This is a genomic window from Streptomyces sp. NPDC036984, from assembly GCF_055607665.1.
This window is the reverse complement of the sequence record NZ_JBVJRL010000006.1, coordinates 208,703-235,057: the sequence shown is the minus strand read 5'-3', so window position 1 is coordinate 235,057 and position 26,355 is coordinate 208,703. Positions and strand designations below refer to the sequence as shown.

General features: G+C 72.0%; 26 protein-coding genes. 15 read left to right on the top strand and 11 right to left on the bottom strand.

The window, feature by feature from the left end; all coding sequences use genetic code 11:
• The first annotated feature begins 25 nt into the window (after nt 1-25).
• From argC to ACZ7DL_RS14560, 7 genes are all read left to right on the top strand, one after another.
• Complete coding sequence (gene argC, locus ACZ7DL_RS14590; protein ID WP_470774373.1) at nt 26-1,066, top strand: N-acetyl-gamma-glutamyl-phosphate reductase; 1,041 nt, start codon at nt 26-28, stop codon at nt 1,064-1,066.
• Nucleotides 1,063-2,214, top strand: coding sequence for a bifunctional glutamate N-acetyltransferase/amino-acid acetyltransferase ArgJ (gene argJ, locus ACZ7DL_RS14585; RefSeq protein ID WP_470774371.1), 1,152 nt, complete (start codon nt 1,063-1,065; stop codon nt 2,212-2,214). Before argC ends, argJ begins: the two co-directional genes overlap by 4 nt.
• Nucleotides 2,211-3,125 (top strand): acetylglutamate kinase, encoded by a 915-nt coding sequence (argB, locus tag ACZ7DL_RS14580; RefSeq protein WP_470774370.1) that lies wholly within the window; start codon nt 2,211-2,213, stop codon nt 3,123-3,125. Before argJ ends, argB begins: the two co-directional genes overlap by 4 nt.
• A complete protein-coding gene (locus ACZ7DL_RS14575) occupies nt 3,122-4,327 on the top strand; it encodes an acetylornithine transaminase (RefSeq protein ID WP_470774368.1) in 1,206 nt (401 codons plus the stop codon). Before argB ends, ACZ7DL_RS14575 begins: the two co-directional genes overlap by 4 nt.
• A 7-nt stretch (nt 4,328-4,334) precedes the next feature.
• The gene (locus tag ACZ7DL_RS14570) at nt 4,335-4,880 is read left to right on the top strand and encodes an arginine repressor (protein ID WP_470774367.1); all 546 of its coding nucleotides are present in this window, start codon (nt 4,335-4,337) and stop codon (nt 4,878-4,880) included.
• 109 nt (nt 4,881-4,989) lie between these two features.
• Nucleotides 4,990-5,577, top strand: a complete 588-nt coding sequence (locus tag ACZ7DL_RS14565; RefSeq protein ID WP_470774365.1) for an RNA polymerase sigma factor — start codon at nt 4,990-4,992, stop codon at nt 5,575-5,577.
• Nucleotides 5,567-6,343 carry a hypothetical protein gene (locus tag ACZ7DL_RS14560; protein ID WP_470774364.1) on the top strand — a complete coding sequence of 259 codons (777 nt, stop codon included), beginning with the start codon at nt 5,567-5,569 and terminating at the stop codon, nt 6,341-6,343. Before ACZ7DL_RS14565 ends, ACZ7DL_RS14560 begins: the two co-directional genes overlap by 11 nt.
• Before the next feature lie 9 nt (nt 6,344-6,352).
• Here the strand turns inward: ACZ7DL_RS14560 and ACZ7DL_RS14555 are convergent, their stop codons facing one another.
• From ACZ7DL_RS14555 to ACZ7DL_RS14515, 9 genes are all read right to left on the bottom strand, one after another.
• Entirely contained in the window at nt 6,353-7,255 is a 903-nt protein-coding gene (locus ACZ7DL_RS14555; RefSeq protein ID WP_470774363.1) for a serine/threonine-protein kinase, read from the bottom strand.
• A complete protein-coding gene (locus ACZ7DL_RS14550; RefSeq protein ID WP_470774361.1) occupies nt 7,252-9,066 on the bottom strand; it encodes an ABC transporter ATP-binding protein in 1,815 nt (604 codons plus the stop codon). The genes ACZ7DL_RS14555 and ACZ7DL_RS14550 overlap by 4 nt, the downstream gene beginning before the upstream one ends.
• Nucleotides 9,067-9,153: 87 nt before the next feature.
• Entirely contained in the window at nt 9,154-9,321 is a 168-nt protein-coding gene (locus ACZ7DL_RS14545) for a hypothetical protein (RefSeq protein ID WP_470774359.1), read from the bottom strand.
• A gap of 155 nt (nt 9,322-9,476) precedes the next feature.
• Complete coding sequence (locus ACZ7DL_RS14540; RefSeq protein ID WP_470774577.1) at nt 9,477-10,217, bottom strand: FAD:protein FMN transferase; 741 nt, start codon at nt 10,215-10,217, stop codon at nt 9,477-9,479.
• Between the two features lie 52 nt (nt 10,218-10,269).
• On the bottom strand, nt 10,270-11,028 hold the full coding sequence (locus tag ACZ7DL_RS14535; protein ID WP_470774358.1) for an FMN-binding protein: 759 nt from the start codon (nt 11,026-11,028) through the stop codon (nt 10,270-10,272).
• 16 nt (nt 11,029-11,044) lie between these two features.
• Nucleotides 11,045-12,427 carry a ferredoxin reductase family protein gene (locus ACZ7DL_RS14530; protein WP_470774357.1) on the bottom strand — a complete coding sequence of 461 codons (1,383 nt, stop codon included), beginning with the start codon at nt 12,425-12,427 and terminating at the stop codon, nt 11,045-11,047.
• Between the two features lie 228 nt (nt 12,428-12,655).
• Nucleotides 12,656-13,360 carry a L,D-transpeptidase family protein gene (locus tag ACZ7DL_RS14525; RefSeq protein WP_470774355.1) on the bottom strand — a complete coding sequence of 235 codons (705 nt, stop codon included), beginning with the start codon at nt 13,358-13,360 and terminating at the stop codon, nt 12,656-12,658.
• A 3-nt stretch (nt 13,361-13,363) separates the two neighbouring features.
• Entirely contained in the window at nt 13,364-13,951 is a 588-nt protein-coding gene (locus ACZ7DL_RS14520) for a pyridoxamine 5'-phosphate oxidase family protein (protein ID WP_470774354.1), read from the bottom strand.
• Between the two features lie 136 nt (nt 13,952-14,087).
• A complete protein-coding gene (locus ACZ7DL_RS14515) occupies nt 14,088-14,951 on the bottom strand; it encodes a hypothetical protein (protein ID WP_470774352.1) in 864 nt (287 codons plus the stop codon).
• Nucleotides 14,952-15,151: 200 nt separating this feature from the next.
• Between ACZ7DL_RS14515 and ACZ7DL_RS14510 the strand changes: the two genes are divergently transcribed.
• The 5 genes from ACZ7DL_RS14510 (at nt 15,152) to ACZ7DL_RS14490 (ending at nt 21,198) form a co-directional block, all read left to right on the top strand.
• Complete coding sequence (locus ACZ7DL_RS14510; RefSeq protein WP_470774351.1) at nt 15,152-16,345, top strand: argininosuccinate synthase; 1,194 nt, start codon at nt 15,152-15,154, stop codon at nt 16,343-16,345.
• A 126-nt stretch (nt 16,346-16,471) separates the two neighbouring features.
• Nucleotides 16,472-17,905, top strand: coding sequence for an argininosuccinate lyase (gene argH / locus ACZ7DL_RS14505; protein WP_470774350.1), 1,434 nt, complete (start codon nt 16,472-16,474; stop codon nt 17,903-17,905).
• A 152-nt stretch (nt 17,906-18,057) separates the two neighbouring features.
• The gene (locus ACZ7DL_RS14500) at nt 18,058-19,029 is read left to right on the top strand and encodes an aldo/keto reductase (RefSeq protein ID WP_470774348.1); all 972 of its coding nucleotides are present in this window, start codon (nt 18,058-18,060) and stop codon (nt 19,027-19,029) included.
• An 82-nt stretch (nt 19,030-19,111) separates the two neighbouring features.
• Nucleotides 19,112-19,660 carry a TetR/AcrR family transcriptional regulator gene (locus tag ACZ7DL_RS14495; RefSeq protein WP_470774347.1) on the top strand — a complete coding sequence of 183 codons (549 nt, stop codon included), beginning with the start codon at nt 19,112-19,114 and terminating at the stop codon, nt 19,658-19,660.
• Between the two features lie 14 nt (nt 19,661-19,674).
• Nucleotides 19,675-21,198 carry an MFS transporter gene (locus ACZ7DL_RS14490; RefSeq protein ID WP_470774346.1) on the top strand — a complete coding sequence of 508 codons (1,524 nt, stop codon included), beginning with the start codon at nt 19,675-19,677 and terminating at the stop codon, nt 21,196-21,198.
• A gap of 2 nt (nt 21,199-21,200) precedes the next feature.
• Here ACZ7DL_RS14490 and ACZ7DL_RS14485 read toward each other — a convergent pair whose 3' ends face one another.
• The gene (locus ACZ7DL_RS14485; protein WP_470774345.1) at nt 21,201-22,847 is read right to left on the bottom strand and encodes a multicopper oxidase family protein; all 1,647 of its coding nucleotides are present in this window, start codon (nt 22,845-22,847) and stop codon (nt 21,201-21,203) included.
• A gap of 125 nt (nt 22,848-22,972) precedes the next feature.
• A complete protein-coding gene (locus ACZ7DL_RS14480; protein WP_470774344.1) occupies nt 22,973-23,695 on the bottom strand; it encodes a lysophospholipid acyltransferase family protein in 723 nt (240 codons plus the stop codon).
• A gap of 293 nt (nt 23,696-23,988) precedes the next feature.
• Between ACZ7DL_RS14480 and ACZ7DL_RS14475 the strand changes: the two genes are divergently transcribed.
• The 3 genes from ACZ7DL_RS14475 (at nt 23,989) to ACZ7DL_RS14465 (ending at nt 26,305) form a co-directional block, all read left to right on the top strand.
• Nucleotides 23,989-25,164: a glycerophosphodiester phosphodiesterase gene (locus ACZ7DL_RS14475; RefSeq protein ID WP_470774343.1), complete on the top strand. Its 1,176-nt coding sequence runs from the start codon at nt 23,989-23,991 to the stop codon at nt 25,162-25,164.
• A 91-nt stretch (nt 25,165-25,255) separates the two neighbouring features.
• The gene (locus ACZ7DL_RS14470) at nt 25,256-25,762 is read left to right on the top strand and encodes an RNA polymerase sigma factor (protein WP_470774342.1); all 507 of its coding nucleotides are present in this window, start codon (nt 25,256-25,258) and stop codon (nt 25,760-25,762) included.
• A gap of 45 nt (nt 25,763-25,807) precedes the next feature.
• Nucleotides 25,808-26,305, top strand: coding sequence for a GNAT family N-acetyltransferase (locus tag ACZ7DL_RS14465; RefSeq protein WP_470774576.1), 498 nt, complete (start codon nt 25,808-25,810; stop codon nt 26,303-26,305).
• Nucleotides 26,306-26,355: the final 50 nt, after the last annotated feature.

Genomic DNA, 26,355 nt, shown 5'->3' with positions numbered 1-26,355 from the left:
TCATGCCATCCAGAGGAGGGTGGACATGGCAGTACGTGCGGCGGTGGCCGGAGCGAGCGGATACGCGGGCGGAGAGGTCCTGCGTCTGCTCCTCGCGCACCCCGAGGTCGAGATCGGTGCCCTGACCGGAAACTCCAACGCCGGGCAGCGGCTCGGCACGCTCCAGCCGCACCTGCTGCCGCTGGCCGACCGCGTGCTCGCCGAGACCACGCCCGAGGCGCTCGCCGGGCAGGGCCGTCGGCATGACGTCGTCTTCCTGGCGCTGCCGCACGGACAGTCCGCCGCCGTCGCCGAGCGGCTCGGCCCCGACGTCCTCGTGATCGACATGGGCGCCGACTTCCGGCTGACGGACCCGGCCGACTGGGAGACCTTCTACGGCTCCCCGCACGCCGGCACCTGGCCCTACGGCCTCCCCGAACTTCCGGGCGCCCGCGCCGCGCTGGAGGGGTCCAAGCGCATCGCGGTGCCCGGTTGCTACCCCACGGCCGTCTCCCTCGCCCTGTTCCCGGCCTATGCGGCTCACCTCGCCGAGCCCGAGGCCGTGATCGTCGCCGCCTCCGGCACCTCCGGCGCGGGCAAGGCGCCCAAGCCGCACCTGCTCGGCAGCGAGGTCATGGGTTCCATGTCGCCGTACGGCGTCGGCGGCGGCCACCGGCACACCCCCGAGATGATCCAGAACCTCAGCGCGGTGGCCGGAGAGCGGGTCTCCGTCTCCTTCACGCCGACCCTCGCGCCGATGCCCCGCGGCATCCTCGCCACATGCAGCGCCAAGGCCGCCGACGGGGTGACGGCCGAGTCCGTCCGCGCCGCGTACGAGAAGGCGTACGCCGACGAGCCCTTCGTCCACCTGCTCCCCGAGGGCCAGTGGCCCGCCACGGCGTCCGTTTACGGTTCCAACGCCGTTCAAGTGCAGGTCGCGTACGACGCCGCCGTAGGCCGCATCATCGCGATCAGCGCCATCGACAACCTGACCAAGGGCACCGCCGGCGGTGCCGTCCAGAGCATGAACATCGCCCTGGGTCTCGCCGAGACCACCGGCCTGACGACGATCGGAGTTGCGCCGTGAGCGTGACGGCAGCCAAGGGATTCACGGCGGCGGGCATCGCCGCCGGGATCAAGGAGAACGGCAACCCGGACCTGGCCCTCGTGGTCAACAACGGGCCCCGCCGTGCCGCCGCGGGCGTCTTCACCTCCAACCGCGTGAAGGCCGCCCCGGTGCTGTGGTCCGAGCAGGTCCTGGGGAGCGGCCAGGTCACGGCCGTGGTCCTCAACTCCGGCGGCGCCAATGCCTGCACCGGACCCAAGGGCTTCCAGGACACCCACGCCACCGCCGAGAAGGTCGCCGAGGTCCTCGGCCGGGGCGCCATCGAGGTCGCCGTCTGCTCCACCGGCCTCATCGGGGTCCTGCTCCCGATGGACAAGCTGCTGCCGGGCGTGGAGAAGGCCGCCGCGCAGCTGTCCGAGCACGGCGGCGAGAAGGCCGCCATCGCCATCAAGACCACCGACACCGTGCACAAGACGGCCGTCGTGACGAAGGACGGCTGGACCGTCGGCGGGATGGCCAAGGGCGCCGGCATGCTCGCGCCCGGCCTCGCCACCATGCTCGTCGTCCTCACCACCGACGCCGACCTCGGCAACGAGGAGCTGGACCGGGCCCTGCGCGCCGCGACCAAGGTCACCTTCGACCGCGTCGACTCCGACGGCTGCATGTCCACCAACGACACCGTCCTGCTGCTCTCCTCCGGTGCCTCCGGCATCACCCCGCAGTACGCGGAGTTCGCCGAGGCCGTACGGCAGGTCTGTGCCGACCTCGGCCGGCAGCTCATCGGCGACGCCGAGGGCGCCAGCAAGGACATCAAGGTCGAGGTGATCAACGCGGCCAGCGAGGAGGACGCCGTCGAGGTGGGCCGTTCCATCGCCCGCAACAACCTCCTCAAGTGCGCGCTCCACGGCGAGGACCCCAACTGGGGCCGCGTCCTCTCCGCCATCGGCACGACGAGCGCCGCCTTCGAGCCGGACCAGCTCAACGTCGCCATCAACGGCGTCTGGGTGTGCAAGAACGGCTCCGTCGGCGAGGACCGCGAGCTGGTCGACATGCGCTACCGCGAGGTCCACATCGTCGCCGACCTCGCCGCCGGCTCAGAGACCGCCACGATCTGGACCAACGACCTGACCGCCGACTACGTCCACGAGAACAGCGCCTACTCCTCATGACCACGACGCGGAAACACACGGCACTGCCCAAGGCCCAGATCCTCATCGAGGCGCTGCCCTGGCTGACCCGGCACCACGGCAAGATCGTCGTCATCAAGTTCGGCGGCAACGCCATGGTGGACGAGGGCCTGAAGGCGGCCTTCGCCCAGGACGTCGTCTTCCTGCGGCACGCCGGCCTCAAGCCGGTCGTCGTGCACGGCGGCGGCCCGCAGATCAGCGCCGCCCTGGACAGGCACGGCATCGTCAGCGAGTTCAAGGCGGGCCTGCGCGTCACCACCGAGGACGCCATGGACGTCGTACGGATGGTGCTCGCCGGGCAGGTGCAGCGCGAGCTGGTCGGCCTGCTCAACCAGCACGGACCGTTCGCCGTCGGTCTCACCGGCGAGGACGCGCACACCATCACCGCCACCAGGCACCAGCCCGAGATCGACGGCGAGCTGGTCGACATCGGGCGGGTCGGCGAGATCACCGAGATCGACACGGGCGCGATCGAGGCCCTGCTCGCCGACGGCCGCATCCCGGTCGTCTCCTCGATCGCCCGCAGCCAGGACGACGGACACGTCTACAACGTCAACGCCGACACGGCGGCCGCGGCACTCGCCGCGGCACTGGGCGCCGAGACCCTCATGGTCCTCACCGACGTCGAGGGGCTCTACGAGGACTGGCCGAACTCCGACGAGGTGATCAGCCGCCTCACCGCTTCCGAACTGGAGCGCCTGCTCCCGGAGTTGAGCTCCGGCATGGTGCCGAAGATGGAGGGCTGCCTGCACGCTGTGCGAGGCGGTGTGACGACCGCCCGGGTCATCGACGGCCGGGTCCAGCACTCGATCCTGCTGGAGATCTTCACCGACGAAGGCATCGGCACGATGGTCGTGGCCGACGAGAAGCCGGACGAACAGGGGGAGTCATGAGCAACCAGGAACTGACCGCGCGGTGGCAGGGCGCGCTCATGAACAACTACGGCACCCCGCGCGTGCCCCTCGTCCGGGGCGAGGGCGCCAGGCTGTGGGACGCCGAGGGCCGGGAGTACCTGGACTTCGTCGGCGGCATCGCCACCAACGCGCTCGGCCACGCCCACCCCGCGATCGTGGAGGCCGTCAGCCGCCAGATCGCCTCCCTCGGCCACGTCTCCAACCTCTTCATGGCCGAGCCCACCATCGCCCTCGCCGAACGGCTCCTGACGCTCTTCGGCCGGGAGGGGCGGGTCTTCTTCTGCAACTCCGGCGCCGAGGCGAACGAGGCCGCGTTCAAGATCGGCCGGCTGACCGGGCGCACGCACATGGTCGCCACCGGCGGCGGCTTCCACGGCCGCACGATGGGCGCCCTCGCGCTCACCGGACAGCCCGCCAAGCAGGAGCCGTTCCGGCCGCTGCCCGGCGAGGTCACCCACGTCCCCTACGGCGACGCGCAGGCGCTGGCCGCCGCGGTCACCGAGGACACCGCGCTGGTGATCATCGAGCCGATCCAGGGCGAGAACGGCGTGGTCGTGCCCCCGGCGGGCTATCTCAAGGCGGCCCGCGCGATCACCGCCGCCACCGGCGCCCTGCTCGTCCTGGACGAGGTGCAGACCGGCATCGGCCGCACCGGCACCTGGTTCGAGTACCAGGCCCACGAGGGTGTGCTGCCCGACGTCGTCACCCTCGCCAAGCAGCTGGGCGGCGGGCTCCCGCTGGGCGCGACCGTGGCCTTCGGCCGGGCCGCCGAGCTGCTCCAGCCGGGCCAGCACGGGACGACCTTCGGCGGTAACCCGGTCGCCTGCGCCGCCGGGCTCGCCGTGATCGACACCATCGAGGGCGAGGGCCTGCTGGACAACGTCAAGCGGCAGGGCGAGCGGCTGCGGGACGGAATCGCGGCCCTGAACCACCCGTTGATCGATTATGTCCGGGGTGCGGGCCTGCTCCTGGGTATCGTGCTCACCGGGCCGCGCGCGCCGCAGGTGCAGCAAGCGGCCCAGGAGGCCGGGTTCCTGGTGAACGCGCCCACCCCCGACGTCGTACGGCTCATGCCCCCGCTGAACCTCCGCGACGACGAGGCGGGTGCGCTGCTCCAGGCGCTGCCCGGCATCCTCGACGCAGCGAACCCTGTGGATGGGGACGGACGATCCGGAGAATGAGACGACGATGAGCGAGGCGCAGGACCATGAGCAGGCGGCGGGCGCCGGGCCCGCCGTGCCGCAGACCCGCACCGCACGGCACCGCCGGATCGTGGACATCCTCAACCGGCAGCCGGTGCGGTCGCAGAGCCAGCTGGCGAAGCTGCTCGCCGACGACGGACTGAGCGTCACGCAGGCGACGCTGTCGCGGGACCTGGACGAGCTCAACGCGGTGAAGATCCGCAACACCGACGGCGACCTGATCTACGCGGTGCCGAGCGAGGGCGGTTTCCGCACCCCGCGGGCTCCGCTGGGGGAGTCGGCGAAAGAGGAGCGGATGCGGCGCCTGTCGCAGGAGCTGCTGATCTCCGCGGAGGCTTCGGCGAACCTCGTGGTCCTGCGGACGCCGCCGGGCGCGGCCCAGTTCCTCGCCTCGGCCATCGACCAGGCGGAGTTGCACGACATCCTCGGCACCATCGCCGGCGACGACACCTTGCTGCTGATCAGCCGGGATCCGGGCGGGGGACAGGCGCTGGCGGACCACCTGCTGCGGCTGGCGCAGAACGGGCACTGACCCGCATGCGGGTCCCGGCCCGCCGACGGAGAATAGCTGTGTGATCTTCCGCGGCGAGCGGCCAGGCGGGCGGGCAATCCCCTGGCGGCCGTCGAACGTATACAGAGGTGTGTCGGGCTTCCGGTTCCCCGTCGGCCGCCTCCCGGACGAGGCGCTGCTCTCCGGGCTGGCCACCGGTGATCCGGAGCTCGCCGTGCTCTTCGTCCGGAGGTTCCAGCACCGGGTCTTCGGTGTGGCCATGGCCGTCACCGGCGACCAGCAGCTCGCCGAGGACATCGCCCAGCAGACGTTCGAGCGCGCCTGGCGGCATGCCCAGATCTACGACCCGCGCCGCGGCTCGGTCATGACCTGGCTGACGATCATCGCGCACAACCTCGCCATCGACGCAGTCCGTGCGCGGCGGACGGAGCCGATGGCACCCGAGGACCTGGAGGGCCTCCTCGGAGTCGTCACCGAGACCCCCGAGGACTGGGCGCTGGCCGACGAGGCCTCCGCCCAGCTCCGGGCCGCCCTGGCACGGCTGCCGCGGGAACAGGCCCGGGCCCTGATGATGGCGGGCGTCTACGGCATGACGGCCCAGCAGGTCGCCGACGCGGAGCGGATCCCGCTGGGCACCGCCAAGACGCGGATCAGGGCGGCGATGGCGAAACTGCGCGCCATGGCCGTGTCTCCCGAGGGAGGCGACCATGTCCGGTGACGCGAACTGCGAGCAGCTGCGCACGATCGGCGCCGAGCTGGCGCTGGGCGTGCTGCCCGGCCGGGAGCGGGCCGAGGCGGTCGCCCATCTGGACCGGTGCGCGGACTGCCGGGAGTACGTCCGGCAACTGACCCTGGTCGGCGACCGGCTGATCGGCCTGTTGCCGGCCGGCGAGCCACCGCCCGGCTTCGAGATCCGGGTGGCGCGCAGGCTGGCCCAGCAGGCGGCGGCGCCCGAAGGACACGGGCCCGCCCGCGCCGCCGGCCGCCCGCCGCAGGGCCTGCGCAGCCGCGCCCGGCGGGCCCGGCTGCGGGTCGCCGCGGCCGGCGCCACGCTCGCCGTCGCCGTCGGCTTCGCCGGCTGGGCGGTCGGCACCGCCGTCGAGGAGGTCACCGCCTCCCCGCCGCCCGCCGTCGAGTCCGAGCCCGTGCTGGTCGGCGACATGATGCCGGCCGGTGGCGGCGGGCAGCCCGTCGGCGAGGTCTACGCCCACCCCGGCAGCCCCGGGTGGATCTTCGTGTCCGTCGCCCTCACCGGGCCCGGCACCTCCTACACCGGCACGGTCACCTGCCTCCTGGAGCGCGGCGACGGCTCGACCGTCCGCGTCGGCGACTTCCGCCTGCGCGCCGGACGCGGCGACTGGGGCGTGGCGGTCCCCGTCGACCTCACCCGCATCGACGGCGCCAGCCTGACGTCCCCCGACGGCTCCGCCCTCGCCACCGCCCACCTGCACGAGGGCCGGGTCCTGACCCCCGAGGAGGCGTGAACCGCCGCCTCAGGCACGGCGGAGCGGGACGGGCAGCGCCGCCTCCAGGGCGGCGGCCAGTTCGCGGACGGTGGGCCGGGCCGACGCATCGGCTCGCAGACAGCCGTCCACGGCGGCGGCGAGCGCGGGCGGCAGCCGCCGCCGGGACCCGAGGGGCGGGGCGCCCCGTTCCAGCCGCCGGGCGCGGCCGGCCGGGTCACCGGTGCCGGTCCCGCTGTGGTCGTGGCCGGTGTACGGCTCCGCAGTGCTCCCGCCGGTCCCGCCGCAGCCGAACGGCACGGCACCGCAGGCGGTCTCGAACAGTGTGACGCCGATGCCCCACACGTCGGCCGCGGCCGTGAGCGTCCCGCCGCGGGCCTGCTCCGGGGCGAGGTAGCAGCAGGTGCCCACCCCCGCCGGGGCGGGTCCCGGAGGCCGTGCGACGCTCAGGTCCAGCACCTTCGCGCGGCCGCAGTCCACCACCACGTTCGACGGCTTGAGATCCAGGTGCAGCAGGCCCCGGCCGTGCAGATAGTGGACGGCGGAACACAGGTGCACGCCGAGCAGTGCCACGTCGGTCGCGGACGGCCGGCGCCGCAGCCGGTGGAGCAGGTGGGACAGAGTCTCACCGGTCAGCGTCTCCAGGACGACCAGCGGTTCGGGCGAGGCGAAGACGTCGTAGGCGCGGACCAGGTGGGGGTGGGTGAAGTCCCGCAGCCAGTGGCCCTCCCGCAGCAGCCGCTCGCCCAGCCGCTCCTCGCCGCGGCGGTCGGGGCGCACCACCTTGATCACGCACCGGCAGTCCCGTTCCTCGCTCCAGGCGTCGTAGACGTCGAGCCAGCCGGTGCGGGTGAGGGGTGCCAGGATCTCGTAGCCCGGGACCGGCCGGGTGCCCGGGGCCAGGGGGAGGGCCTGGCGCACGGTGCCGCTCACGACGGCACCGCCCCCGCGCTCAGCCGGTGCAGCCCGGCGTACGTCCCGCCCTGCCCGAGCAGGTCGTCGTGGGCGCCGTTCTCCACGACCCGGCCGTGGTCGAGCACCACGATGCGCGTGGCGTCGCGGACGGTCAGCAGGTTGTGGGAGATGACGAGGGTCGTCCGCCCGGCCATGAGCCGGCGCAGCGGGTCCATGACGCGCCGGCCCGACCGCACGTCCAGCCCGGCGGTGGGCTCGTCCAGGAGGAGCACGGGTGCGTCCCTGATCATCGCGCGGGCGATCGCCAGGCGCTGGCACTGTCCGCCGGAGAGCGTCCGGCCGCGCTGGCCGACCATGGTGTCGTAGCCCTCCGGGAGCCGCTCCACGAACTCGTGCGCGTCCGCCGCGCGTGCCGCCGCCACGATGTCCGCGTCCGTGGCCCCCGGCCGGCCGTAGGCGATGTTGTCCCGCACGGTGCCGTGGAAGACGAGGGTTTCCTGGAGCACCACCGCGACGCTCTCCCGCAGGTCGGACAGGGCGAGTTCGCGCAGGTCGGTGCCGTCGAGGCGGACCGTCCCCCGGTCGGGGTCGTAGAAGCGCAGCTGCAGCTTGGCGACCGTCGACTTGCCCGCCCCGCTCGCCCCGACCAGCGCCAGGGTCTCCCCGGGTGCCACCTGGAAGGACACCTCGGACAGGGCCCAGGACGGGCTGCCCGGATAGCGGAACCACACGCCGTCGAACTCCACGGCACCCCGCGCGCGGCGAATCCGCCGCGCGTCCGGGGCCTCGGCCACCTGGGGCCGCTGGTCGAGCAGCTCGATGATCCGCTCCGCCGAGGCGGAGGCCGCGTAGAAGGTGGTGCCGAGGCGGGACAGGCCACGGACCGGGCTGTACAGCTTGCCGATCAAGGCGAGGAAGACCAGCAGCCCGCCGAGGGTGAGCTGCCCCTGGGCCAGCTTCCACGTGCCCAGGCCCATCACTGCGAGACCACCGGCCACCTCGATGATCTCGACCACGGGTCCGTAGACGCCCCGGATGCGCGCCGAGGCCATCGCCGCCCGGAACCGGCCGACGTTCTCCCGCTCGAAACGGCGCTCCTCCCACGCCTGCCGGTTGTACGCCTGCACCAGGGCCACGTTGCCCAGCGACTCCTCGGCGATGGCGCTGAGCGCGCCGCTGCGGCGCCTGCGCTCCCGCGCCGCGTCCTTGACCAGCCGCGAGAAGTGCCGGGCGGCGCCCCAGAACAGGGGCACGATGATCAGGGCGAGCACGGTCAGGTCCCAGCTCAGGTAGAACAGCAGGCCGAGGAAGACGGCCAGGCGGATCAGGTAGTAGAGGGCGTCCGCCAGGCCGGAGAGGAGGAACGTCTCCACCGCGTCGACATCGCCCGTGACCCGGGACAGCACGTCCCCGAGCCGCCGGCGCTCGAAGAAGCCGAGCGACAGCCCCTGGACGTGCCGGAACACGGCGGAGCGCAGGGCGAGCAGGAAACGCTCACCGACCCAGGTGGACGTCAGGCCGTCGGCGAAGGCCAGCACGCCGGAGCAGACGATCAGCCCCAGATAGGCGGGCGCGATCCACAGGAAGGGGCCGAGGTCCCGCGGGACGAGGACATCGTCGACCACGATCTTGAAGAGCCAGATCTCCGCGGCGTCGACGGCGGGCCCGGCCAGGCCGAGCAGCGCGAGCGGCACGAGCCACCGCCGGCCGCCGCGCGTGTACGGCCAGAACCGCCGGAACACCTCGCGCGGGGGCACCGGAGGCGCGGCCTCGACCACGGCGTCGGAGGTCTCGCCCACCGACAGCAGACGCCGCAGGACGTGCGCCATGGGATGCGTTCCTCGGGTACGGGGGAAGCGGACCGGGGGTGAAGCGGACCGGGGCCTCCTGTCTCCGGTCCGCTCAGCCTCGTGCGGTCAGTAGCGGTCGTGGCCGTCGCTGCCGCCGCGGTCGTGGCCGTGGTCGTGCCCGTGGCGCCGGCCGTGGTCGTGACGGTGCCCGTGCCGGCTGCTGTCGTGCCGGGACGACGTGTCGCCGTCGCGGTTGCGGTGCTTCGCCGGCAGCAGGCTGCTGAAGATCGCCATGCGGTGCCTCCTGAAACTTGCCTCACACGGGATACGTCTCAGGACGGGCATCGGATGGCGATCCGGCGAAAAAAGCGCGAGACACCGTTTTTTCCGGCGATTCCGACGGCGTCTTCCGGTGATTCGGGCGGCCTGTTCGATACATCCGGCGGTGTTCAGCCCAGACGCGCGGCCAGCCCTCCGGTGCACCGCACCTCGTCCCCCGCGGTGATCAGCAGCCCCTCCACGTCCGGCAGCGACTCCAGCCAGGCGAGCCCCGCCCGCGAGCCCATCGCGAACGCCGCCGTGGCCCAGCAGTCCACCCAGGTCAGCCCGGGTCCCACCACCGTCACCGCCACCAGGTCCGTCACCGCCGGCCGACCCGTGCGCGGATCCACGATGTGCGCCCCCCGCTCCGCCGTACCGGAGGTGGCCACCGCCAGCTCCGGCACGCCGGCCGCCGAGATCACCGCGGCCAGCCCGCCGGGCCGGAGCGGATCGGCCACCCCCACCCGCCACGCCCGCTGCGGCTCCGGCACGCCGAGCAGCTGGACGTCCCCGCCCCCGTTGACGCTCACCCCGCGCACCCCGGCCACCTCCGCCAGTGCCCGCGCCGCCCGCTCGGCAGCCCACCCCTTGACGATGCCGGTGGGATCCGGCGAGCCCTGGTAGCGGGTGCTGAACCACCCCTCGCTCACCCGCTCCGCCTCGGCCGCCAGCTCCAGCACCTCGGCCACCTCCGGAGCGCACCCCGCCACGCTCAGCTCGCCCCGGGCCAGCCGCGACACCTCGCTGTCCTCGCGGTACGTGCTGAAGACCGCGTCCGCCCGGTGCAGCCCGGCGACGGCCTCGGCGAGGGCCGCCCGTACCGCGCCCGGTTCCCCGCCGCGGACGTCGAAGGAGAAGACCGTCCCCATGACCTCCTCCGCATGACGCACCCCGGGCGTCTGCGCCTGCTCGGCCACCGCGTCAGCCACCGGCCTGGTCCAGCGCCGACTGGAGGGACTGCCGATAGCCGGTGCTGGTGTAGGTGGCTCCGGACACGGCGTCGATGTCGGCGCTCTGCGCGGCCACCGCCTCCTGGTTGAGCTTGGGGACGGCGAGCTGTGTCTTCTGGTCGCTGAGGCCGCCCTTCGGGGCCTGGACCGCCTCCGCCTCGGTGATCTTCCCGCCGCTGAGCGTGACCCGCACCTGGACCGGCCCGTACTGGGTCCGTACGGCCTTCCCGGTGACCGTGCGGGCCTGCGCGGAACCGGACGAACCCCCGGACGCCGGCTTCATCTTGTCCAGCGCCGACTGGAGCGACTTCCGGTACCCCTCGCTCGTGTAGGTGGCTCCGGACACGGCGTCGATGTCGGCGCTCTGCGCGGCCACCGCCTCCTGGTTGAGCTTGGGGACGGCGAGTTGTGTCTTCTGGTCGCTGAGGCCGCCCTTGGGCGCCTGGACCGCCTCCGCCCCGGTGATCTTCCCGCCGTTGACGGTCAGCCGTACCTGCACGGCCCCGTACTGCGTCTGCGCCGCGTCACCGGTCACCGTGCCGGAGCCGGCCGCGGCCTGGGCGCCGCCCTGCGGCGACTCCTGCCCCGCCGCCGTCTGCTGCGGGGCTACGCCCGCCGCCGACGCGGCGGCCGGATCCGACGCCGGCTTCAACGACAGCATCAGCACGACTCCGGACACGGTCGCGGCGGTGGCCAGCACGACCCGCCGAACGGGGTGGCTCTTCCTCATCGCTTCGCAGCTCCGCTCACATCTCGAACGACTCGTGGTGGATACGGCGGGCCGGCACCCCCGCCTCGCGCAGGGCCTCGTACACCGACTGCGCGAACCCGGGCGGACCGCACATGAACACGTCATGCGACTCGATGTCCGGGACCTTCCGCCGGAGATTCTCCGCGGAGATGTCCGGCCGCTCGCCCTCCGGGCTGTTCACCGCGTACATCAGCCGGGCGCCCCGCTCCTCGGCGATCGCCGCCAGCTCGTCCCACAGGGCGAGGTCCTGGGTGGTGTTGGCCCGGTAGAGGAGCGTGATGTCCCCGGCGGCCCCGGGCAGCGTCTCGAACAGCGCGCGCATCGGCGTGATACCGACCCCGCCCGCCACCAGCAGCACCTTGCCCCGGCTGCGCCGCTGCGCGGTGAGCGCGCCGTACGGGCCCTCCGCCCACACCTTCGTACCGGGCGTCAGCTCCCGCAGCCGGCTGCTGTGGTCGCCGATCGCCTTCACCGTGATCCGCAGCATGTCGGGGCGGGGGGCCGCCGAGAGGGAGTACGGGTGCGAGCTGAAGCGCATCCCCGGGGCGAGGAACCGCCACCGGAAGAACTGGCCCGCCTCCGCGCCCATCCGGTGCAGCTTCCGCCCGCCGATCAGCACCGACACGATCCCCGGCGTCTCCTCGATCACCGCCTCCACCCGCATGCGGTGCCGCAGGTTCAGCCGGATCGGGGTGAGGATCCGGTACCAGACCACCAGCGCGGTGACCACGCCGTACAGGCCGTACCAGAAGGTCTTGGCGGTGGGCTCCACCGCGAACTCGTTGCCGGTGCTGATCTGGTGCCAGAACGTCAGGAACACCGCCGCGTACGTCAGCAGGTGGACGTGGTACCAGGCGTCGTACGGCAGCCGGCGGCGGATCCCGCCGATCGACGTCAGGCCGATGACCACGAACAGTCCCGTGCCGATGGCGGCCTTGCCCATGTCCGGCAGCTGGTCGATGGAGTCGGTCGTCTGCCGGACGATGTCGCCGAGCGACCTGCCCGCCTGGCGCGCGTACCCCCACATGGTGAGGAAGACGTGCGCCACGACCAGGCACAGCGTGTACCGGCCGCTCATCGCGTGCCAGCGGGCCACCCGGTCGGAGCCGACCCGCCGCTCCAGCGCCGGGACGCGCGCCATCTGGAGCACGACCAGCGCCATCAGATAGCCGGCCAGCAGGCCGGTGATCCGGCCCGCGCCCAGGATCCGGCCGGTGTCGTCGGCGATGGAGGGGGTGTGCTGCCACCACAGCCACAGCACGGCCACCGCGCCCGCCCAGACGGCGAGCAGCAGCGGGACGGCCGGGGAGCGGCGCGGGCGGATGCGGCGCATCGTCTGTCGGCGGGCGGCACGTCCGCCTGCGAGCGTGGTGGTCACGGTTCCTCCGGGGGGACTTGACCCTTGGCCCACAGATACGTGCCGGGTGCGCCGAGTGTTCAGAGGGCCGCCGAGTCGAGGGCGGACTGACGTGACTGGCGATAGCCGTCACTGGTGCAGGTGGCTCCCGACACGGTGTCGGGTGACCCTGCAGACCGAGGCGGGAACGGCCCGCCTCTCGGTCCACGACGACGGCCCCGGCGTCCGCGAGGACCGCGCACGGCACCGTCAGTACCGAGTGACCGCCGTGGCCCCGTCCACCGTGCCGATGGCCATGTGCGGCTTCTTCCCGGGCACCGCCCACAGCAGGATCCGCCGCATGTCGGTCTCCGGCACCGACACGCAACCGGCCGTCGCGGCCGGCCCGTTGACGTGCAGGAAGATCCCCGCCCCGCGCCCCCGCACGGGCCGGTCGTAGTTGAAGCCGATGACCAGGCCGTACGCGTACTGCTCCTGGAAGTCGACGAGATGCTCGGACTCGGCGGCACGGCAGTCGGCGGGCAGCGGGTCGACCCAACGGTTGTACGAGCGGGAGTCGTTGTCCTGGCACCACCAGGAACTCTCCTCGACGGTCCGGTACTCGACGGCCGTCCCGGCCGGCGCGGCCTTGATCCCGAAGCCGAAGGGGAGGTCGTACAGGCCGGTCGGCGTGGTGTTCGTGTCCTGCTTGCGGGTGCCGCCCTCCACCAGTCCGCCCGCCCCGAACCGGGCCGGTGCCGAACCGGCCTGGACCCACCGGCCGTCCCGCAGGTCCCACCAGCTGACCGTCCCCGTCGTGGCGCCGGTGCCCGGGGCCTGGGCGACGATCAGCTGGCTGCCGCCGCCGGTGTCCGCCATCCGCGCCGGCAGCGGCGCCGGGCCGGGTTCGGGCGCGGCACCGAGCAGGGCGAGACAGGAGACGGAGGCGAGGGCGAGGACCACACCGGGGTGCATGGCTCAGACGGTAGACGGCGGCAGCGGCAACGGCAGCCCGGGTAGTCCGTCCAGGCTCGTCGCGATGTGCTCCTTCTTCGTGAAGTACGCGTTCAGCGACGCGTCGTCCTCGCGGGCGAAGCGCTTGGCGTGCAGGTCACGGTCCTCTTCGTACGCCATGCGGGGGACGGCGTACCCGCAGGTGTCCCGGACCAGTTCGGCGTGCACGACGATGATCGCGCGCAGGCCGTGCGGGTCCGGGTCGATGTCCGGGAAGCGGCGGAGCAGTTCGGAAAAGCGCGGGTCGTCACGGAAGACCGGCTCGCCCCGGCCGTGCACGCGCACGATGTTCGGCGGGCCCTGGAAGGCACACCACATGAGGGTGATCCGCCCGTTCTCCCTGAGGTGTGCGATCGTCTCGGCGTTGGACCCGGCGAAGTCAAGGTAGGCCACGGTGCGTTCGTCCAGCACGACGAACGAGCCCTTGAGGCCCTTGGGGGAGAGGTTGACCGTTCCGTCGCCGGAGAGCGGGGCGGTCGCGGTGAAGAAGAGGGGCTGTTCCTCGATGAACGTGCGCAGCCTGCCGTCTATGCGCTCATAGGTCTTTCCCATGTCTAACGATTATCGGGGGGATTTCTTCGGCTGTCTGAGTAATTGCCGGATCCGGTTGCTCCGGATCTGCCGTGGCCGCCCCGTGGACGGCGACCGGCCTGCGCGTCCCCGGGGGCGGCCACGACTGCCCGTCACCTCACTTCGTGAGGGTGCAGGCGGCCAGCGAGTCCAGACCCGCCGGCTTGGCGGAGGTGCGGCCGATGGCGATGGCGATGCGGTCGATGGTCGAGACGCGCTTGTCCTTGAGGGGGCCGAGGATCGCGTTGTCGACGAAGTTCGGGCCGCCCTGGCCGACCGTGTCCTTCAGCCGCTTGTTCGCCTCCTGGATCTGGGTCCGGAGCAGGGCGAGGTTGCGGTCGACCTCGGCCTTCGCCGGGGCGGGCACGGCGGGCAGCCGGGAGGCGACGTCCGGGCAGGTGATCGTGCCCGCCGCGGTCTTTCCGCCCGCCGCCGCGCCGCCGCCCGGCTGCTGGTTCGCCGCGCCGCTCGCGGTGGCACCGGGAGCCGCCTGGCCGCCGCCCGCGTTCGCGTTGCCGCCCGCGTCACCGCCCGTGTTCAGCGTGCAGGGCGCGAGCGCGTCCAGCCCGGTCGGCTTGGCCGCCGTACGCCCGATCGCCGTGGCGATGCGGTTGACCGTGGCCACGCGCTTGTTCTTGAGGGGGCCGAGGATCGCGTTGTCGACGAAGTTCGGGCCGCCCTGGCCGACCGTGTCCTTCAGCCGCTTGTCCGCCTCCTGGATCTGGGTCCGGAGCAGGGCGAGGTTGCGGTCGACCTCGGCCTTCGCCGAGGCGGGTACGGCCGGCAGCCGCGAGGCGACGTCCGGGCAGGTGATCGTCCCGGGGCCGGCTGCGAGCGTGCGGGCGCCGGTCGCGTCGGTGCTCTTGGCGGGGGTGCCGGCGAGGGCCGAGCCGGCGATCACCGCGCCGGACAGCACCACGGCGGCCGCGCCGCCGATGACCGCCACACGGCGCTGGTTGTACTTCGGAAGAGCCCTGGACATGCGGTTGCCTCACTTGGGTCGGGAGCGGGACTGGTCACGGTCTGAGCAACGCGGCGCCTGCGTTCGGGGAGGAGTACGAGTAAGCGGTTTCCGCCGTTCAACGATCTCCGGAACTCCGATCACTCGGGAGGCTGATTGACGAAACATGCAGAGCCCTGCATACTCATGCATGTCAGCGAATGCACTGTGAGGAGAAACCCGTGACCGAGCGCGTCGTACTCGCCTACTCAGGCGGTCTGGACACCTCCGTCGCCATCGGCTGGATCGCCGAGGAGACGGGCGCCGAGGTCATCGCCGTTGCGGTCGACGTCGGCCAGGGCGGCGAGGACCTGGACGTCATCCGCAAGCGCGCCCTCGCGTGCGGCGCGGTCGAGGCCGAGGTCGCGGACGCCAGGGACGAGTTCGCCGACGAGTACTGCCTCCCGGCGATCAAGGCCAACGCCCTCTACATGGACCGCTACCCGCTGGTCTCCGCCCTGTCCCGGCCGACGATCGTCAAGCACCTGGTCTCCGCCGCCAAGAAGCACGGCGCCACCACGGTCGCCCACGGCTGCACCGGCAAGGGCAACGACCAGGTCCGCTTCGAGGCCGGCATCGTCGCCCTCGCCCCCGACCTGAAGTGCATCGCCCCGGTCCGCGACTACGCGATGACCCGGGACAAGGCGATCGCCTTCTGCGAGGACAAGCAGCTCCCGATCGCCACCACCAAGAAGTCCCCGTACTCCATCGACCAGAACGTCTTCGGGCGCGCGGTCGAGACGGGCTTCCTGGAGGACATCTGGAACGCCCCGATCGAGGACATCTACGAGTACACCTCCAACCCGGCCGTCCCGCGCGACGCCGACGAGGTGATCATCAGCTTCAAGGAGGGCGTCCCGGTCGCCATCGACGGCAAGCCCGTCACCGTCCTCCAGGCCATCCAGCAGCTCAACGAGCGCGCCGGCGCCCAGGGCATCGGCCGGATCGACATGGTCGAGGACCGCCTCGTCGGCATCAAGTCCCGCGAGGTCTACGAGGCTCCGGGCGCGATCGCCCTGATCACCGCCCACCAGGAGCTGGAGAACGTCACCGTCGAGCGCGAGCTGGCCCGCTACAAGCGGCAGGTCGAGCAGCGCTGGGGCGAGCTCGTCTACGACGGCCAGTGGTTCTCCCCGCTCAAGCGCGCCCTGGACGGCTTCATCAACGAGGCGAACCAGCACGTCACCGGCGACATCCGGATGACCCTGCACGGCGGCCGCGCGGTCGTCACCGGCCGGCGCTCCGAGGAGTCGCTGTACGACTTCAACCTCGCGACCTACGACACGGGCGACACGTTCGACCAGTCCGCGGCCAAGGGCTTCATCGACATCTACAGCCTGTCGTCGAAGATCGCGGCCAAGCGCGACCTGGTCTGAGCACGTACGGCCTTCGGGTCACCTCACCCGCATCAGCCTGACAGCCGCCTCCCCGCCTGGAAGGGTGGGGAGGCGGTGGCACATCCACGGCTGACAGCACATCAAGAGCTTTCGAGGAGCACGCAAGTGAGCAGCAACAGCGGTGACGTACGGCTCTGGGGCGGCCGTTTCGCCGACGGCCCCGCCGAGGCCCTGGCGAAGCTGTCCGCGTCCGTCCACTTCGACTGGCGGCTCGCGCCCTACGACATCGCCGGTTCGCGCGCCCACGCGCGCGTGCTCAACAAGGCGGGGCTCCTCACGGACGACGAGCTGACCCGGATGCTCGCCGGGCTCGACCGGCTGGAAGCGGACGTGGCCGACGGCTCCTTCGTCGGCACCATCGCCGACGAGGACGTCCACACGGCCCTGGAGCGCGGCCTCCTGGAGCGCCTCGGCCCCGACCTCGGCGGCAAGCTCCGCGCCGGCCGGTCCCGCAACGACCAGGTCGCCACCCTCTTCCGGATGTACCTGCGCGACCACGCCCGGATCATCGGCGGGCTGATCGCCGATCTCCAGGACGCGCTGATCGGCCTGGCCGAGGCCCACCCGGACGTGGCGATGCCCGGCCGGACCCACCTCCAGCACGCCCAGCCGGTGCTCTTCGCCCACCATGTGCTCGCCCATGTGCAGTCCCTGTCCCGGGACGCCGAGCGGCTGCGCCAGTGGGACGAGCGGACGGCGGTGTCGCCGTACGGCTCCGGTGCCCTCGCGGGTTCCTCGCTCGGCCTGGACCCGGAGGCGGTGGCCGAGGACCTCGGTTTCGAGCACGGCAGCGCCGGCAACTCCATCGACGGCACGGCCTCCCGTGACTTCGTCGCGGAGTTCGCCTTCATCACCGCGATGATCGGCGTGAACCTCTCCCGGATCGCCGAGGAGATCATCATCTGGAACACGAAGGAGTTCTCCTTCGTCACCCTGCACGACGCCTTCTCCACGGGCTCGTCGATCATGCCGCAGAAGAAGAACCCGGACATCGCCGAGCTGGCCCGGGGCAAGTCGGGCCGCCTGATCGGCAATCTGACCGGTCTCCTCGCGACCCTGAAGGCCCTGCCCCTCGCCTACAACCGCGACCTTCAGGAGGACAAGGAGCCGGTCTTCGACTCCTGTGACCAGCTGGAGGTGCTGCTCCCCGCCTTCACCGGCATGATCGCCACGCTCACCGTCCACCGCGAGCGCATGGAGGAGCTGGCCCCGGCCGGGTTCTCGCTCGCCACCGACATCGCCGAGTGGCTGGTCAAGCAGGGCGTGCCGTTCCGCGTCGCGCACGAGGTCGCGGGAGAGTGCGTCAAGGTCGCCGAGGCCGAGGGCAAGGAGCTGGACGACCTCACGGACGAGCAGTTCGCGAAGATCTCCGCCCACCTCACTCCGGAGGTGCGGTCCGTCCTCAACGTCCCCGGCGCCCTCGCCTCCCGCAACGGCCGAGGCGGTACGGCACCCAGTGCGGTCGCCGTCCAGCTGACGGAGGTCAAGGCGGACGTGGCACGCCAGCACCAGTGGGCGGAAGCGAAGAAGAAGAGCTGAAGCGGGGCGCCCCGAAAGGGGCGCGGGGAACTGCGCGACGCCCCTACGTACCCGCACTCGCCGAAACACCGCACCAGCCGAGTTCTGAGCCGAAGGTCATCAAGGGTTACGTTGGTCGGAGCCGTACCGGAGCCGACCGAACGGAGCCCGCGATGCCCTTCGCGCGACTGGCCACAGCAACGACCCCCACCTGTCACATCGGCCTCGGTCTGGCCGCCGTCGGTCGCCCCGGCTACATCAACCTCGGCCGAGAAGAGGACCTCGGCGAGAACCGCAGCGTCGAAGCCCTCCGCACCCGCACCCACGAACTCCTCGACGCCGCCTACGCCCAGGGCGTCCGCTACTTCGACGTAGCCCGCTCCTACGGCCGTTCGGAGGAGTTCCTCTCCGACTGGCTGAACGCCCGCCCGGACATCGACGACGTGGTCGTCGGCAGCAAATGGGGCTACACCTACACGGCCGGCTGGTCGGCGGACGCCGAGACGCACGAGGTCAAGGACCACAGCCTTGCCACCTACGAACGGCAGCGCGCCGAGACCGACGCCCTCCTCGGCGACCGGCTCGACCTCTACCAGATCCACTCGGTGACCCCGGACAGCCCCGCGCTCACCGACAAGGATCTCCACGCCAGGCTGGCGGAAGCCGCCGCCGGTGGCCTGACCATCGGTTTCTCCACCAGCGGCCCGGCGCAGGCCGACGCGATCCGCGCCGCGCTCGCCGTGACGGTCGACGGCGCGCCCCTCTTCCGCACCGTGCAGTCGACGTACAACGTCCTGGAGACCTCGGCCGACTCCGCCCTCGCCGAGGCCCACGACGCCGGGCTCACCGTGATCGTCAAGGAGGGCATGGCCAACGGCCGGCTGGCCGCACCGCATGCCCCGGACGCGCTGAAGGACGTGGCCGCCGCGACGGGACTCGGCTGCGATGCCGTCGCCCTCGCCTGGATCCTGCGCCGGCCGTGGGCGGGCGTCGTCCTCTCGGGCGCCGCGACGGTCCCACAGCTCGTCTCCAACCTGCACGCCCCCGCCGTCGACCTCGACGTGGACCAGCTGACCCTGCTCGCCACGCTGGCGGAGGACCCGCACACCTACTGGGAGCGGCGCGGCCGGCTGCCCTGGCACTGACGATCACACCTCTGACCAGCACGTATGAGTCATGCGTGCCTACAGTGAGACAAAGATGTCTCACATGGGCTATCTTTGTCTCATGGCCCTCGATCGTGACCACGTACTGCGCAGCGCAGCCGCCCTGCTGACCCGGAAAGCCACCGCGACGATGGACGAGGTCGCCAAGGCCGCCGGGATCAGCCGGGCCACGCTGCACCGTCACTTCGCCGGCCGTGACGCGCTCGTCCGCGCCCTGGAGGCGCTCGGTATCGCGGAGTGCGAGGCGGCGCTGGACACGGCCCGCCTGGACGAGGGCCCCGCGGCCGAGGCCGTACACCGGCTGGTCCGCGCGATCGAACCCGCCGCCGGACTCCTCGCGTTCCTCTACACCGAGAACCAGCTGTTCGAGGGCGAGGAGCAGAACCAGGGCTGGGCGCGCATCGACGAACGCCTCACGGCCCTGTTCCGGCGCGGCCAGGAGACCGGCGAGTTCCGCATCGACCTCACCCCGGCCTGGCTCACCGAGGCGCTCTACGGCCTGCTGGGATCCGGCGCCTGGGCGGTGGCCGAAGGTCGGGTGGCCGCCAAGGACTTCACCTACATGATCGTCGAGCTGCTGCTGGGCGGCGCACGACGCACCCACGCGTAACGAAGAGAGGAATCATGACCAGCACCTTGCAGCCGGCACCCGCGACCGAGGAGGTGAGGCGCCCGGGCCGCTGGCTCGCGCTCTCCGTCCTGGTCCTGGCCGTGCTGCTGGTGGCCGTCGACGCCACCGTTCTCGGCCTGGCGACCCCCTACATCAGCGAAGACCTGCACCCCTCCGGCACCCAGCTGCTGTGGATCGGCGACGTCTACTCCTTCGTCATCGCCGGTCTGCTGGTCTCCATGGGCAGCCTCGGCGACCGCATCGGCCGCAAGCGGATCCTGCTGGGCGGTGCCACGGCGTTCGGAGCGCTGTCCGTGCTGGGCGCCTACGCGACGACACCGGAACTGATGATCCTGGCCCGGGCGCTGCTCGGCGTCGCGGGCGCCACCCTGATGCCCGCCACCCTGGCCCTGATCCGCAACATCTTCCACGACCCGCGCGAGCGCAGCATCGCCGTCGGCATCTGGGGCGCCACCGCCTCCGCCGGTACGGCCGTCGGCCCCATCGCCGGCGGATTCCTGCTGGAGCACTTCTGGTGGGGCTCGGTCTTCCTCATCAACCTGCCGGTGATGGCCGTCCTGGTCCTGGTCGGCATCCGCACGCTGCCCGAGTCCCGCAACCCGAACCCGGGCCCCTGGGACCTGATCAGCGTGGCCCTGTCGCTCGTCGGCATGATCGCCGTCGTCTACGCGGTCAAGGAGGCCGCCACCCACGGATTCACCGGGATCACCCTCGGCTCCGGCCTGCTCGGCGCGGCCGCCCTGTACGGCTTCGTCCGCCGCCAGCTGACCATGCCCGTGCCGCTGCTGGACATGCGCCTGTTCAGGCGCCGGGGCTTCAGCGGAGCGGTCCTCGCCGATCTGCTGACCGTCCTCGGCATGTCCGGCCTGGTGTTCTTCCTCTCCCAGTTCCTCCAGCTCGTCCAGGACCGGCGCCCCTTCGAGGCGGGCCTGGCCGAACTGCCCGCGGCGGTCGGCGCGGTGGCGGCCGGTCTGATCGCGGGCCGCGCCGCCCGGCGCTTCGCGGTCCGCACGGTGGTCGCGGGCGGACTGGCCGCGGTCGGTGTCGCCCTGGCCGCCCTGACGACCGTCGGCCAGTCCACCGCCTACCCGGTCCTCGGCGCCGCCCTGCTGGTCGTGGGCGTCGGCGCGGGCTTCTCCTTCACGGTGACCGCCGAAGTCATCCTCTCCGGCGTCCCCAAGGAGCAGGCGGGCGCGGCCTCGGCGGTCTCCGAGACGGCGTACGAACTCGGCGCGGCCCTGGGCATCGCCCTGCTGGGCTCGATCGTGACCGGCGTCTACCGCGGTTTCCCGGGCCCGGCCGGCACCCCGGCCGAGGCCCACGAGTCCCTGGGCGCGGCGACGCAGGCCTCGGCGCACATGCCTGCGCACCAGGCGGAGGCACTGCTCGGCGCGGCCCGGGACAGCTTCGTCCACGGCCTCCACCTGGCCTCGGCGGCAGGAGCGGCGGTCCTGCTGGCGGCAGCGGCGGTGGCGTGGTTCCTGCTGAAGGGACAGCAGTTGGACGGCGCGCGCTGACGTCAGCGCTTGTACCCCAGCACCGTCATCATCCCGCTCTCCGAGTGGTACTGGTTGTGACAGTGCAGCATCCACAGCCCCGGATTGTCGGCGTCGAAGTCGATCACCAGCTTCCGGTGCGGCAGCACGAGCGCGGTGTCCTTGCGCGCGCCCACGGAGTCGATACCGGTCAGCGAGAAGGTGTGGCCGTGCAGGTGCATCGGATGCCACATGTCCGTGGCGTTGATGAGGGTGAGCCGCACCCGCTCACCGGCGCGGACGGCATGGCGCTGCTGCGCGGAGTAGGGCTTGTGGTCGAACCCCCAGTCGAACTTCTCCATGGTGCCGGTGATCCTGATGCGCATCTCGCGGTCGGGGTCACGGTCGTCGAGCGCCACCGAGTCCTCGGGCACCAGACGGCGCGCGGGGACGGTCTTCCCGTCGAGCTCGTCCGGGCGGACGCCGGCCGGGGGAAGGTTCCCGGTGCCCTTGTCGGTGCGCAGTACGGCGAGGGCCTTGCCCTTCTTGCCCTCGGGGAGCGCGACCAGCGGGAAGACGCCGTCCCGCGCGGTGATCAGGACGTCGTACCGCTCCGCCATGCCGACCAGCAGAGCGTCGGTCCTCTTGTGCTGCACCGGATAGCCGTCGGTGTGCGTGACGGTCATCTTGTGGTCGCCCAGCGCGACCCTGAAGGCCGTCTCGGAACCGGCGTTGATGATGCGCAGCCGCACGCGGTCGCCGGGACGGCAGCGGAACACCGACGGATCGCCGGGCAGGCGTCCGTTGACCAGGTAGTGCGGGTAGGCGACGCTGCCGCCGTCCCCGTGGAGCATGCGGCTGTGGGACTTGTGCAGCACCCGGTCGGGGCCCATGGACTTCCTGGACGGCGACGGACGCGCGCTCGCCGACCGGCCGGGGCTCGGGCTGCCGTGGCCGGGACCCATGGCCATGCCCCCCATGTCCATGGAGCCGCCGGGCTTGAGCTGGCTCAGCACCTGCTCGGGGGTGGAGCCCTCGACGCCGTCGAGCCAGTCGTCCAGCACCACGACCCACTCCTTGTCGTAGGAGAGGGGTTCCCTGGGATCGTCGACGACGAGCGGCGCGTACAGGGCCCGGTCGGGCTGCATCCCGACGTGGGAGTGGAGCAGGTAGGTTCCCGGGTGCTCGACGGCGAAGCGGTAGCGGAAGTCGGAGCCGGGGTGGATGGCCCGCTGGGTCAGGTCCGGCACGCCGTCCATGTCACAGCGCAGCCGGACCCCGTGCGAGTGCAGCGTGGTCGTGGCGGGCAGGCGGTTGGCGAGCGTCAGGTCGAGCACCTCGCCGGCGGTGACCCGCACCAGCGGGCCCGGTACCTCCTCGTTGTACGCCCATGTGCGCACCGTCCGCCCACCCAGGTCCAGCTCGGCCTCGGCCGCGGTGAAGCTGACGGTGCGGGCGCGGCCGGACCCGCGTTTCCGCTCGGCTGCGAGGACCTCCGGATCCGAGGGGTTGACGAATCCCTTGGGCCCGTCCGGGACGAACTTCTCCCCACCGCTCGCGCGTTGGGGGCCGGAACCGGGCTCGGGACCGGAGCTGGGCTCGGAACCGGAGCTGGTGCAGGCTGCCAGGAATCCCGCGCCGGCGGCGGCGATCGGGGTGCGGAGCAGAGTGCGCCGAGAAGGTTTGTACATGTCTGAATCAGACATGTTGTGTGGTCATACGGCCGCTTGCATACGGCCGAATGCCCGATGTGTCGCCGGTAGATTCCACCGGCAGGCGGACGGACGCGTATGCGGCGCCCGTCCGTCGGATGGCGCTAGGCGGCCTTCGCCTTCGTGGCGTACATGTCCACGTACTCCTGGCCCGACAGCCGCATGACCTCCGCCATCACGGAGTCGGTCACCGCCCGCAGCACGTACCGGTCCCGGTCCATGCCCTCGTAGCGCGAGAACTCCAGGGGCTCGCCGAAGCGGACGGTGACCCGGCCGGGCCGCGGGATGCCACGGCCGCCCGGCTGGAGCTTGTCCGTGCCGATCATGGCGAAGGGAACGACCGGCGCACCGGTCATCAGCGTCAGCCGCGCGATACCCGTGCGCCCGCGGTACAGCCGCCCGTCGGGAGAACGCGTGCCCTCGGGGTAGATGCCGAAGATCCGGCCCTCCTCCAGGATCCGCCGGCCCGTCATCAGCGCGGCCACGCCGCCGCTCGCCCCGTCCCGGTCCACCGGGATCATGCCGACGCCCGTGAAGAACCACGCCATCAGCCGGCCCTTGAGGCCCTTGCCGGTGACGTACTCGTCCTTGCCGATGAAGAACACCTGCCGCTTGGTGACCAGGGGCAGCACGATGGAATCGATGAAGGTGAGGTGATTACCGGCCAGAATGACCGGGCCGTCCCCGGGGATGTTCTCCGCGCCCTCCACCTGTGGGCGGAACATCAGGCGCATGATCGGTCCGAGCACTGCCTTGATGAGCGCGAAGCGGGACAACGGGTCCTCCGATGTCGAGGGGGCGTTATGAGTCTGTGCAGGTGAGGACATTACTCGGGGGCGCGGTCCGCGCGCACATCGGGGACGCCCGGTTCACCGAGGTCTTACGAAGTATTGACACGGGTTTACCTGCGGTGCTCCGCGGAGGACGGCGCGTAACGGCCTTGCGATGATGTGACGGACATCGCGCGGGTCAGGGGCCCCGGCGCGGACGGCCCGTCAGGTTCCGCCGCCCGCACGACACCCGAGTTCACCCGCGTGTTCGAACCAGGGCCTCCCTCCCGTCATGTGTACGCCCCTACGATCGGCCCGCACCGACGGACGAAGGCGGCAGGAGGGCGCTCATGGGCAGCGACCAGGCGAACGGGCAGCAGCGGACAACGGGACGGCGGGCGCTCCTCGGCGCCGCGGTGCTCGGCGCGGGCGGAGCGGTCCTCGGCCTGCCCGGCGCGGCGCGGGCCGCCGAGGCCCGGACGGCGGGGCACGGCGGCCGCGGCCTGAGGAGCCTGCCGGTGCCGACCGTCATCGGCCACCGGGGCGCCAGCGGTTACCGCCCCGAGCACACCTTCGGCTCGTACGCCTTGGCCCTGGACCTGGGCGCCGACGTGGTCGAGGCGGGCGACCTGGTGCCCACCAAGGACGGCCACCTGGTCTGCCGGCACGAGCCGGAGATCGGCGGTACGACGGACGTCGCCTCCCACCCGGAGTTCGCCGACCGCAAGACCACCAAGGTCCTGGACGGGGTCCCCACCACCGGCTGGTTCACCGAGGACTTCACGCTCGCCGAGCTGAAGACGCTGCGCGCCGTCGAGCGCATCCCGGCCAACCGCCCGCACAACACCCTCTACAACGGCCGCTGGGAGATACCCACCTTCGAAGAGGTCCTGAAGTGGCAGGACGAAGAGACCCGCAAGCGGGGCAAACAGGTCTGGATCTACCCCGAGACCAAGCACCCCACCTACTTCCGCACGCTGGGCCTCGGCCTGGAGGAGCGGGTGGCGAAGCTGCTGCGCAAGTACCACAAGGACAGCCGCAACTCCCCGGTCATCCTCCAGTCCTTCGAGCCCAGCAGCATCCAGAGGCTGAACCAGCTCGTCGACAACCCGCTCGTCGTCCTGCTCTCCGCGGCGAACAGCCGCCCGTACGACTTCGTCGAGGCGAACGACCCGCGCACGGTCGCCGACCTCATCACACCCAAGGGCCTGCGCGAGATCGCCGGATACGCGCAGGGCATCGGCCCGACCCTGGACCTCGTCATCCCGAGGAACGCGGACGGCACCCTGGCCGAGCCGACCACCCTGGTCTCGGACGCGCACAAGGTGGGCCTGATCCTGCACCCCTACACCCTGCGCAACGAGAACCCCTTCCTGCCGGCCGAGTACCGCAAGGGCAGCACGGCCGACGGCTACGGCGACGTCTTCGGCGCGTTCAAGACGTACTTCGCGACCGGTATCGACGGTGTCTTCACCGACAACGCCGACACCGGCGTGCTCGCCCGCGCCGACTTCCTGGGCGGCTGACCGCGTCAACCGGCGCGCCGGCCGACACCCGTTCGGGGTGACTGTGTGCCGCCCCGGCAACCCGCCGCCGGGACGGCTCGTCGTTCCGCATATGACGCACGACCTGGTAGCCACCCTGCGCCCGCTGCTCACCGCCGAGGCGGCCGCCGAGGCATATGCCTCCGGAGGCGAGCCGAACGACCTGGAGCAGGCCGTCTGGCTCCGCCTCCTGGAGCGGCTGGAGACCGACGGACCGCCGCGGGACCCGCACGGCTGGCTGCGCAAGGCCGTCCGCGCCGAGGCCCGCCGCAGCCGGCGCACCACCCGCCTCGAACGGCCGTACGACGATGAGCCGGCCGACGAGGTGCGGCCCGGGCCCGAACAACTCGTCCTGACCGCCGCCCGGTACCGCGCCCTGCGGGACGCGGTCCGCCGTCTGCCCGGCCGCTGCCCCCGCCTCCTGGAGGCGCTGCTCTCGCCGAAGGACCTGACATACCGGGAAATCGCGGGGGAGTTGGGTATCTCACAGGGCAGTCTCGGCCCGGAACGTTCCCGATGTCTTGGATGTCTGCGTCGATTGCTCACCCCGGAGGTTGCGGCCTGCGAAGTGCGGGGATAGGAGTGGGGGACGACAGGTGATCAGGTGAGCGGGAGGCATGCGCACATGGGCATGAGCGTGACCATCTCGGCGGCGACCGAACAGGACGCGGAGCAGATCTTCAGGCTCCAGTACCTGTGCTTCCAGAGCGAGGCGGCGCTGTACGGCAACTACCGCATCGACCCGCTCGTGCAGACCCTGGACTCCGTCCGCCAGGAGGTCTCCTCCGACTGCGTCTTCGTCGCCCGGCTCGGCGAGGAGGTGGTCGGCTCGGTGCGCGGCAAGGTGACCGAGGACGGCGCGGCGGCCATCGGCAAGCTCTGCGTCCACCCGCGCCTCCAAGGCCACGGCATCGGCGCGCGGCTGCTGCGCGCGGCCGAAGCGGCGTTGGTCGAGGAGCGGGGCGCCACCAGGTTCCGCCTGTTCACCGGCCACCGCAGCGAGGGCAACCTGCGCCTGTACCGCCGGGTCGGCTACCAGACGGTGGGCCGGGCCAAGGGCAGCGACGGGGTGGAGATGATCATCCTCGAGAAGCAGGCGGGCACGTACGTGGCCACGGCCTGAGGCAGCGCCCCGACGGGGCGCGGGGCTGTATCGACATGCGGCTCCGCCGC

Coding starts and splice junctions, on each gene's coding strand:
- argC (WP_470774373.1), top strand. CDS start 26: ATGGCAGTACGTGCGGCGGTGGCCGGAGCGAGCGGATACGCGGGCGGA.
- argB (WP_470774370.1), top strand. CDS start 2,211: ATGACCACGACGCGGAAACACACGGCACTGCCCAAGGCCCAGATCCTC.
- ACZ7DL_RS14575 (WP_470774368.1), top strand. CDS start 3,122: ATGAGCAACCAGGAACTGACCGCGCGGTGGCAGGGCGCGCTCATGAAC.
- ACZ7DL_RS14570 (WP_470774367.1), top strand. CDS start 4,335: ATGAGCGAGGCGCAGGACCATGAGCAGGCGGCGGGCGCCGGGCCCGCC.
- ACZ7DL_RS14560 (WP_470774364.1), top strand. CDS start 5,567: ATGTCCGGTGACGCGAACTGCGAGCAGCTGCGCACGATCGGCGCCGAG.
- ACZ7DL_RS14550 (WP_470774361.1), bottom strand. CDS start 9,066: ATGGCGCACGTCCTGCGGCGTCTGCTGTCGGTGGGCGAGACCTCCGAC.
- ACZ7DL_RS14545 (WP_470774359.1), bottom strand. CDS start 9,321: ATGGCGATCTTCAGCAGCCTGCTGCCGGCGAAGCACCGCAACCGCGAC.
- ACZ7DL_RS14540 (WP_470774577.1), bottom strand. CDS start 10,217: ATGGGGACGGTCTTCTCCTTCGACGTCCGCGGCGGGGAACCGGGCGCG.
- ACZ7DL_RS14535 (WP_470774358.1), bottom strand. CDS start 11,028: ATGAGGAAGAGCCACCCCGTTCGGCGGGTCGTGCTGGCCACCGCCGCG.
- ACZ7DL_RS14525 (WP_470774355.1), bottom strand. CDS start 13,360: ATGCACCCCGGTGTGGTCCTCGCCCTCGCCTCCGTCTCCTGTCTCGCC.
- ACZ7DL_RS14520 (WP_470774354.1), bottom strand. CDS start 13,951: ATGGGAAAGACCTATGAGCGCATAGACGGCAGGCTGCGCACGTTCATC.
- ACZ7DL_RS14515 (WP_470774352.1), bottom strand. CDS start 14,951: ATGTCCAGGGCTCTTCCGAAGTACAACCAGCGCCGTGTGGCGGTCATC.
- ACZ7DL_RS14500 (WP_470774348.1), top strand. CDS start 18,058: ATGCCCTTCGCGCGACTGGCCACAGCAACGACCCCCACCTGTCACATC.
- ACZ7DL_RS14495 (WP_470774347.1), top strand. CDS start 19,112: ATGGCCCTCGATCGTGACCACGTACTGCGCAGCGCAGCCGCCCTGCTG.
- ACZ7DL_RS14490 (WP_470774346.1), top strand. CDS start 19,675: ATGACCAGCACCTTGCAGCCGGCACCCGCGACCGAGGAGGTGAGGCGC.
- ACZ7DL_RS14485 (WP_470774345.1), bottom strand. CDS start 22,847: ATGTACAAACCTTCTCGGCGCACTCTGCTCCGCACCCCGATCGCCGCC.
- ACZ7DL_RS14480 (WP_470774344.1), bottom strand. CDS start 23,695: ATGTCCTCACCTGCACAGACTCATAACGCCCCCTCGACATCGGAGGAC.
- ACZ7DL_RS14475 (WP_470774343.1), top strand. CDS start 23,989: ATGGGCAGCGACCAGGCGAACGGGCAGCAGCGGACAACGGGACGGCGG.
- ACZ7DL_RS14470 (WP_470774342.1), top strand. CDS start 25,256: ATGACGCACGACCTGGTAGCCACCCTGCGCCCGCTGCTCACCGCCGAG.
- ACZ7DL_RS14465 (WP_470774576.1), top strand. CDS start 25,808: ATGGGCATGAGCGTGACCATCTCGGCGGCGACCGAACAGGACGCGGAG.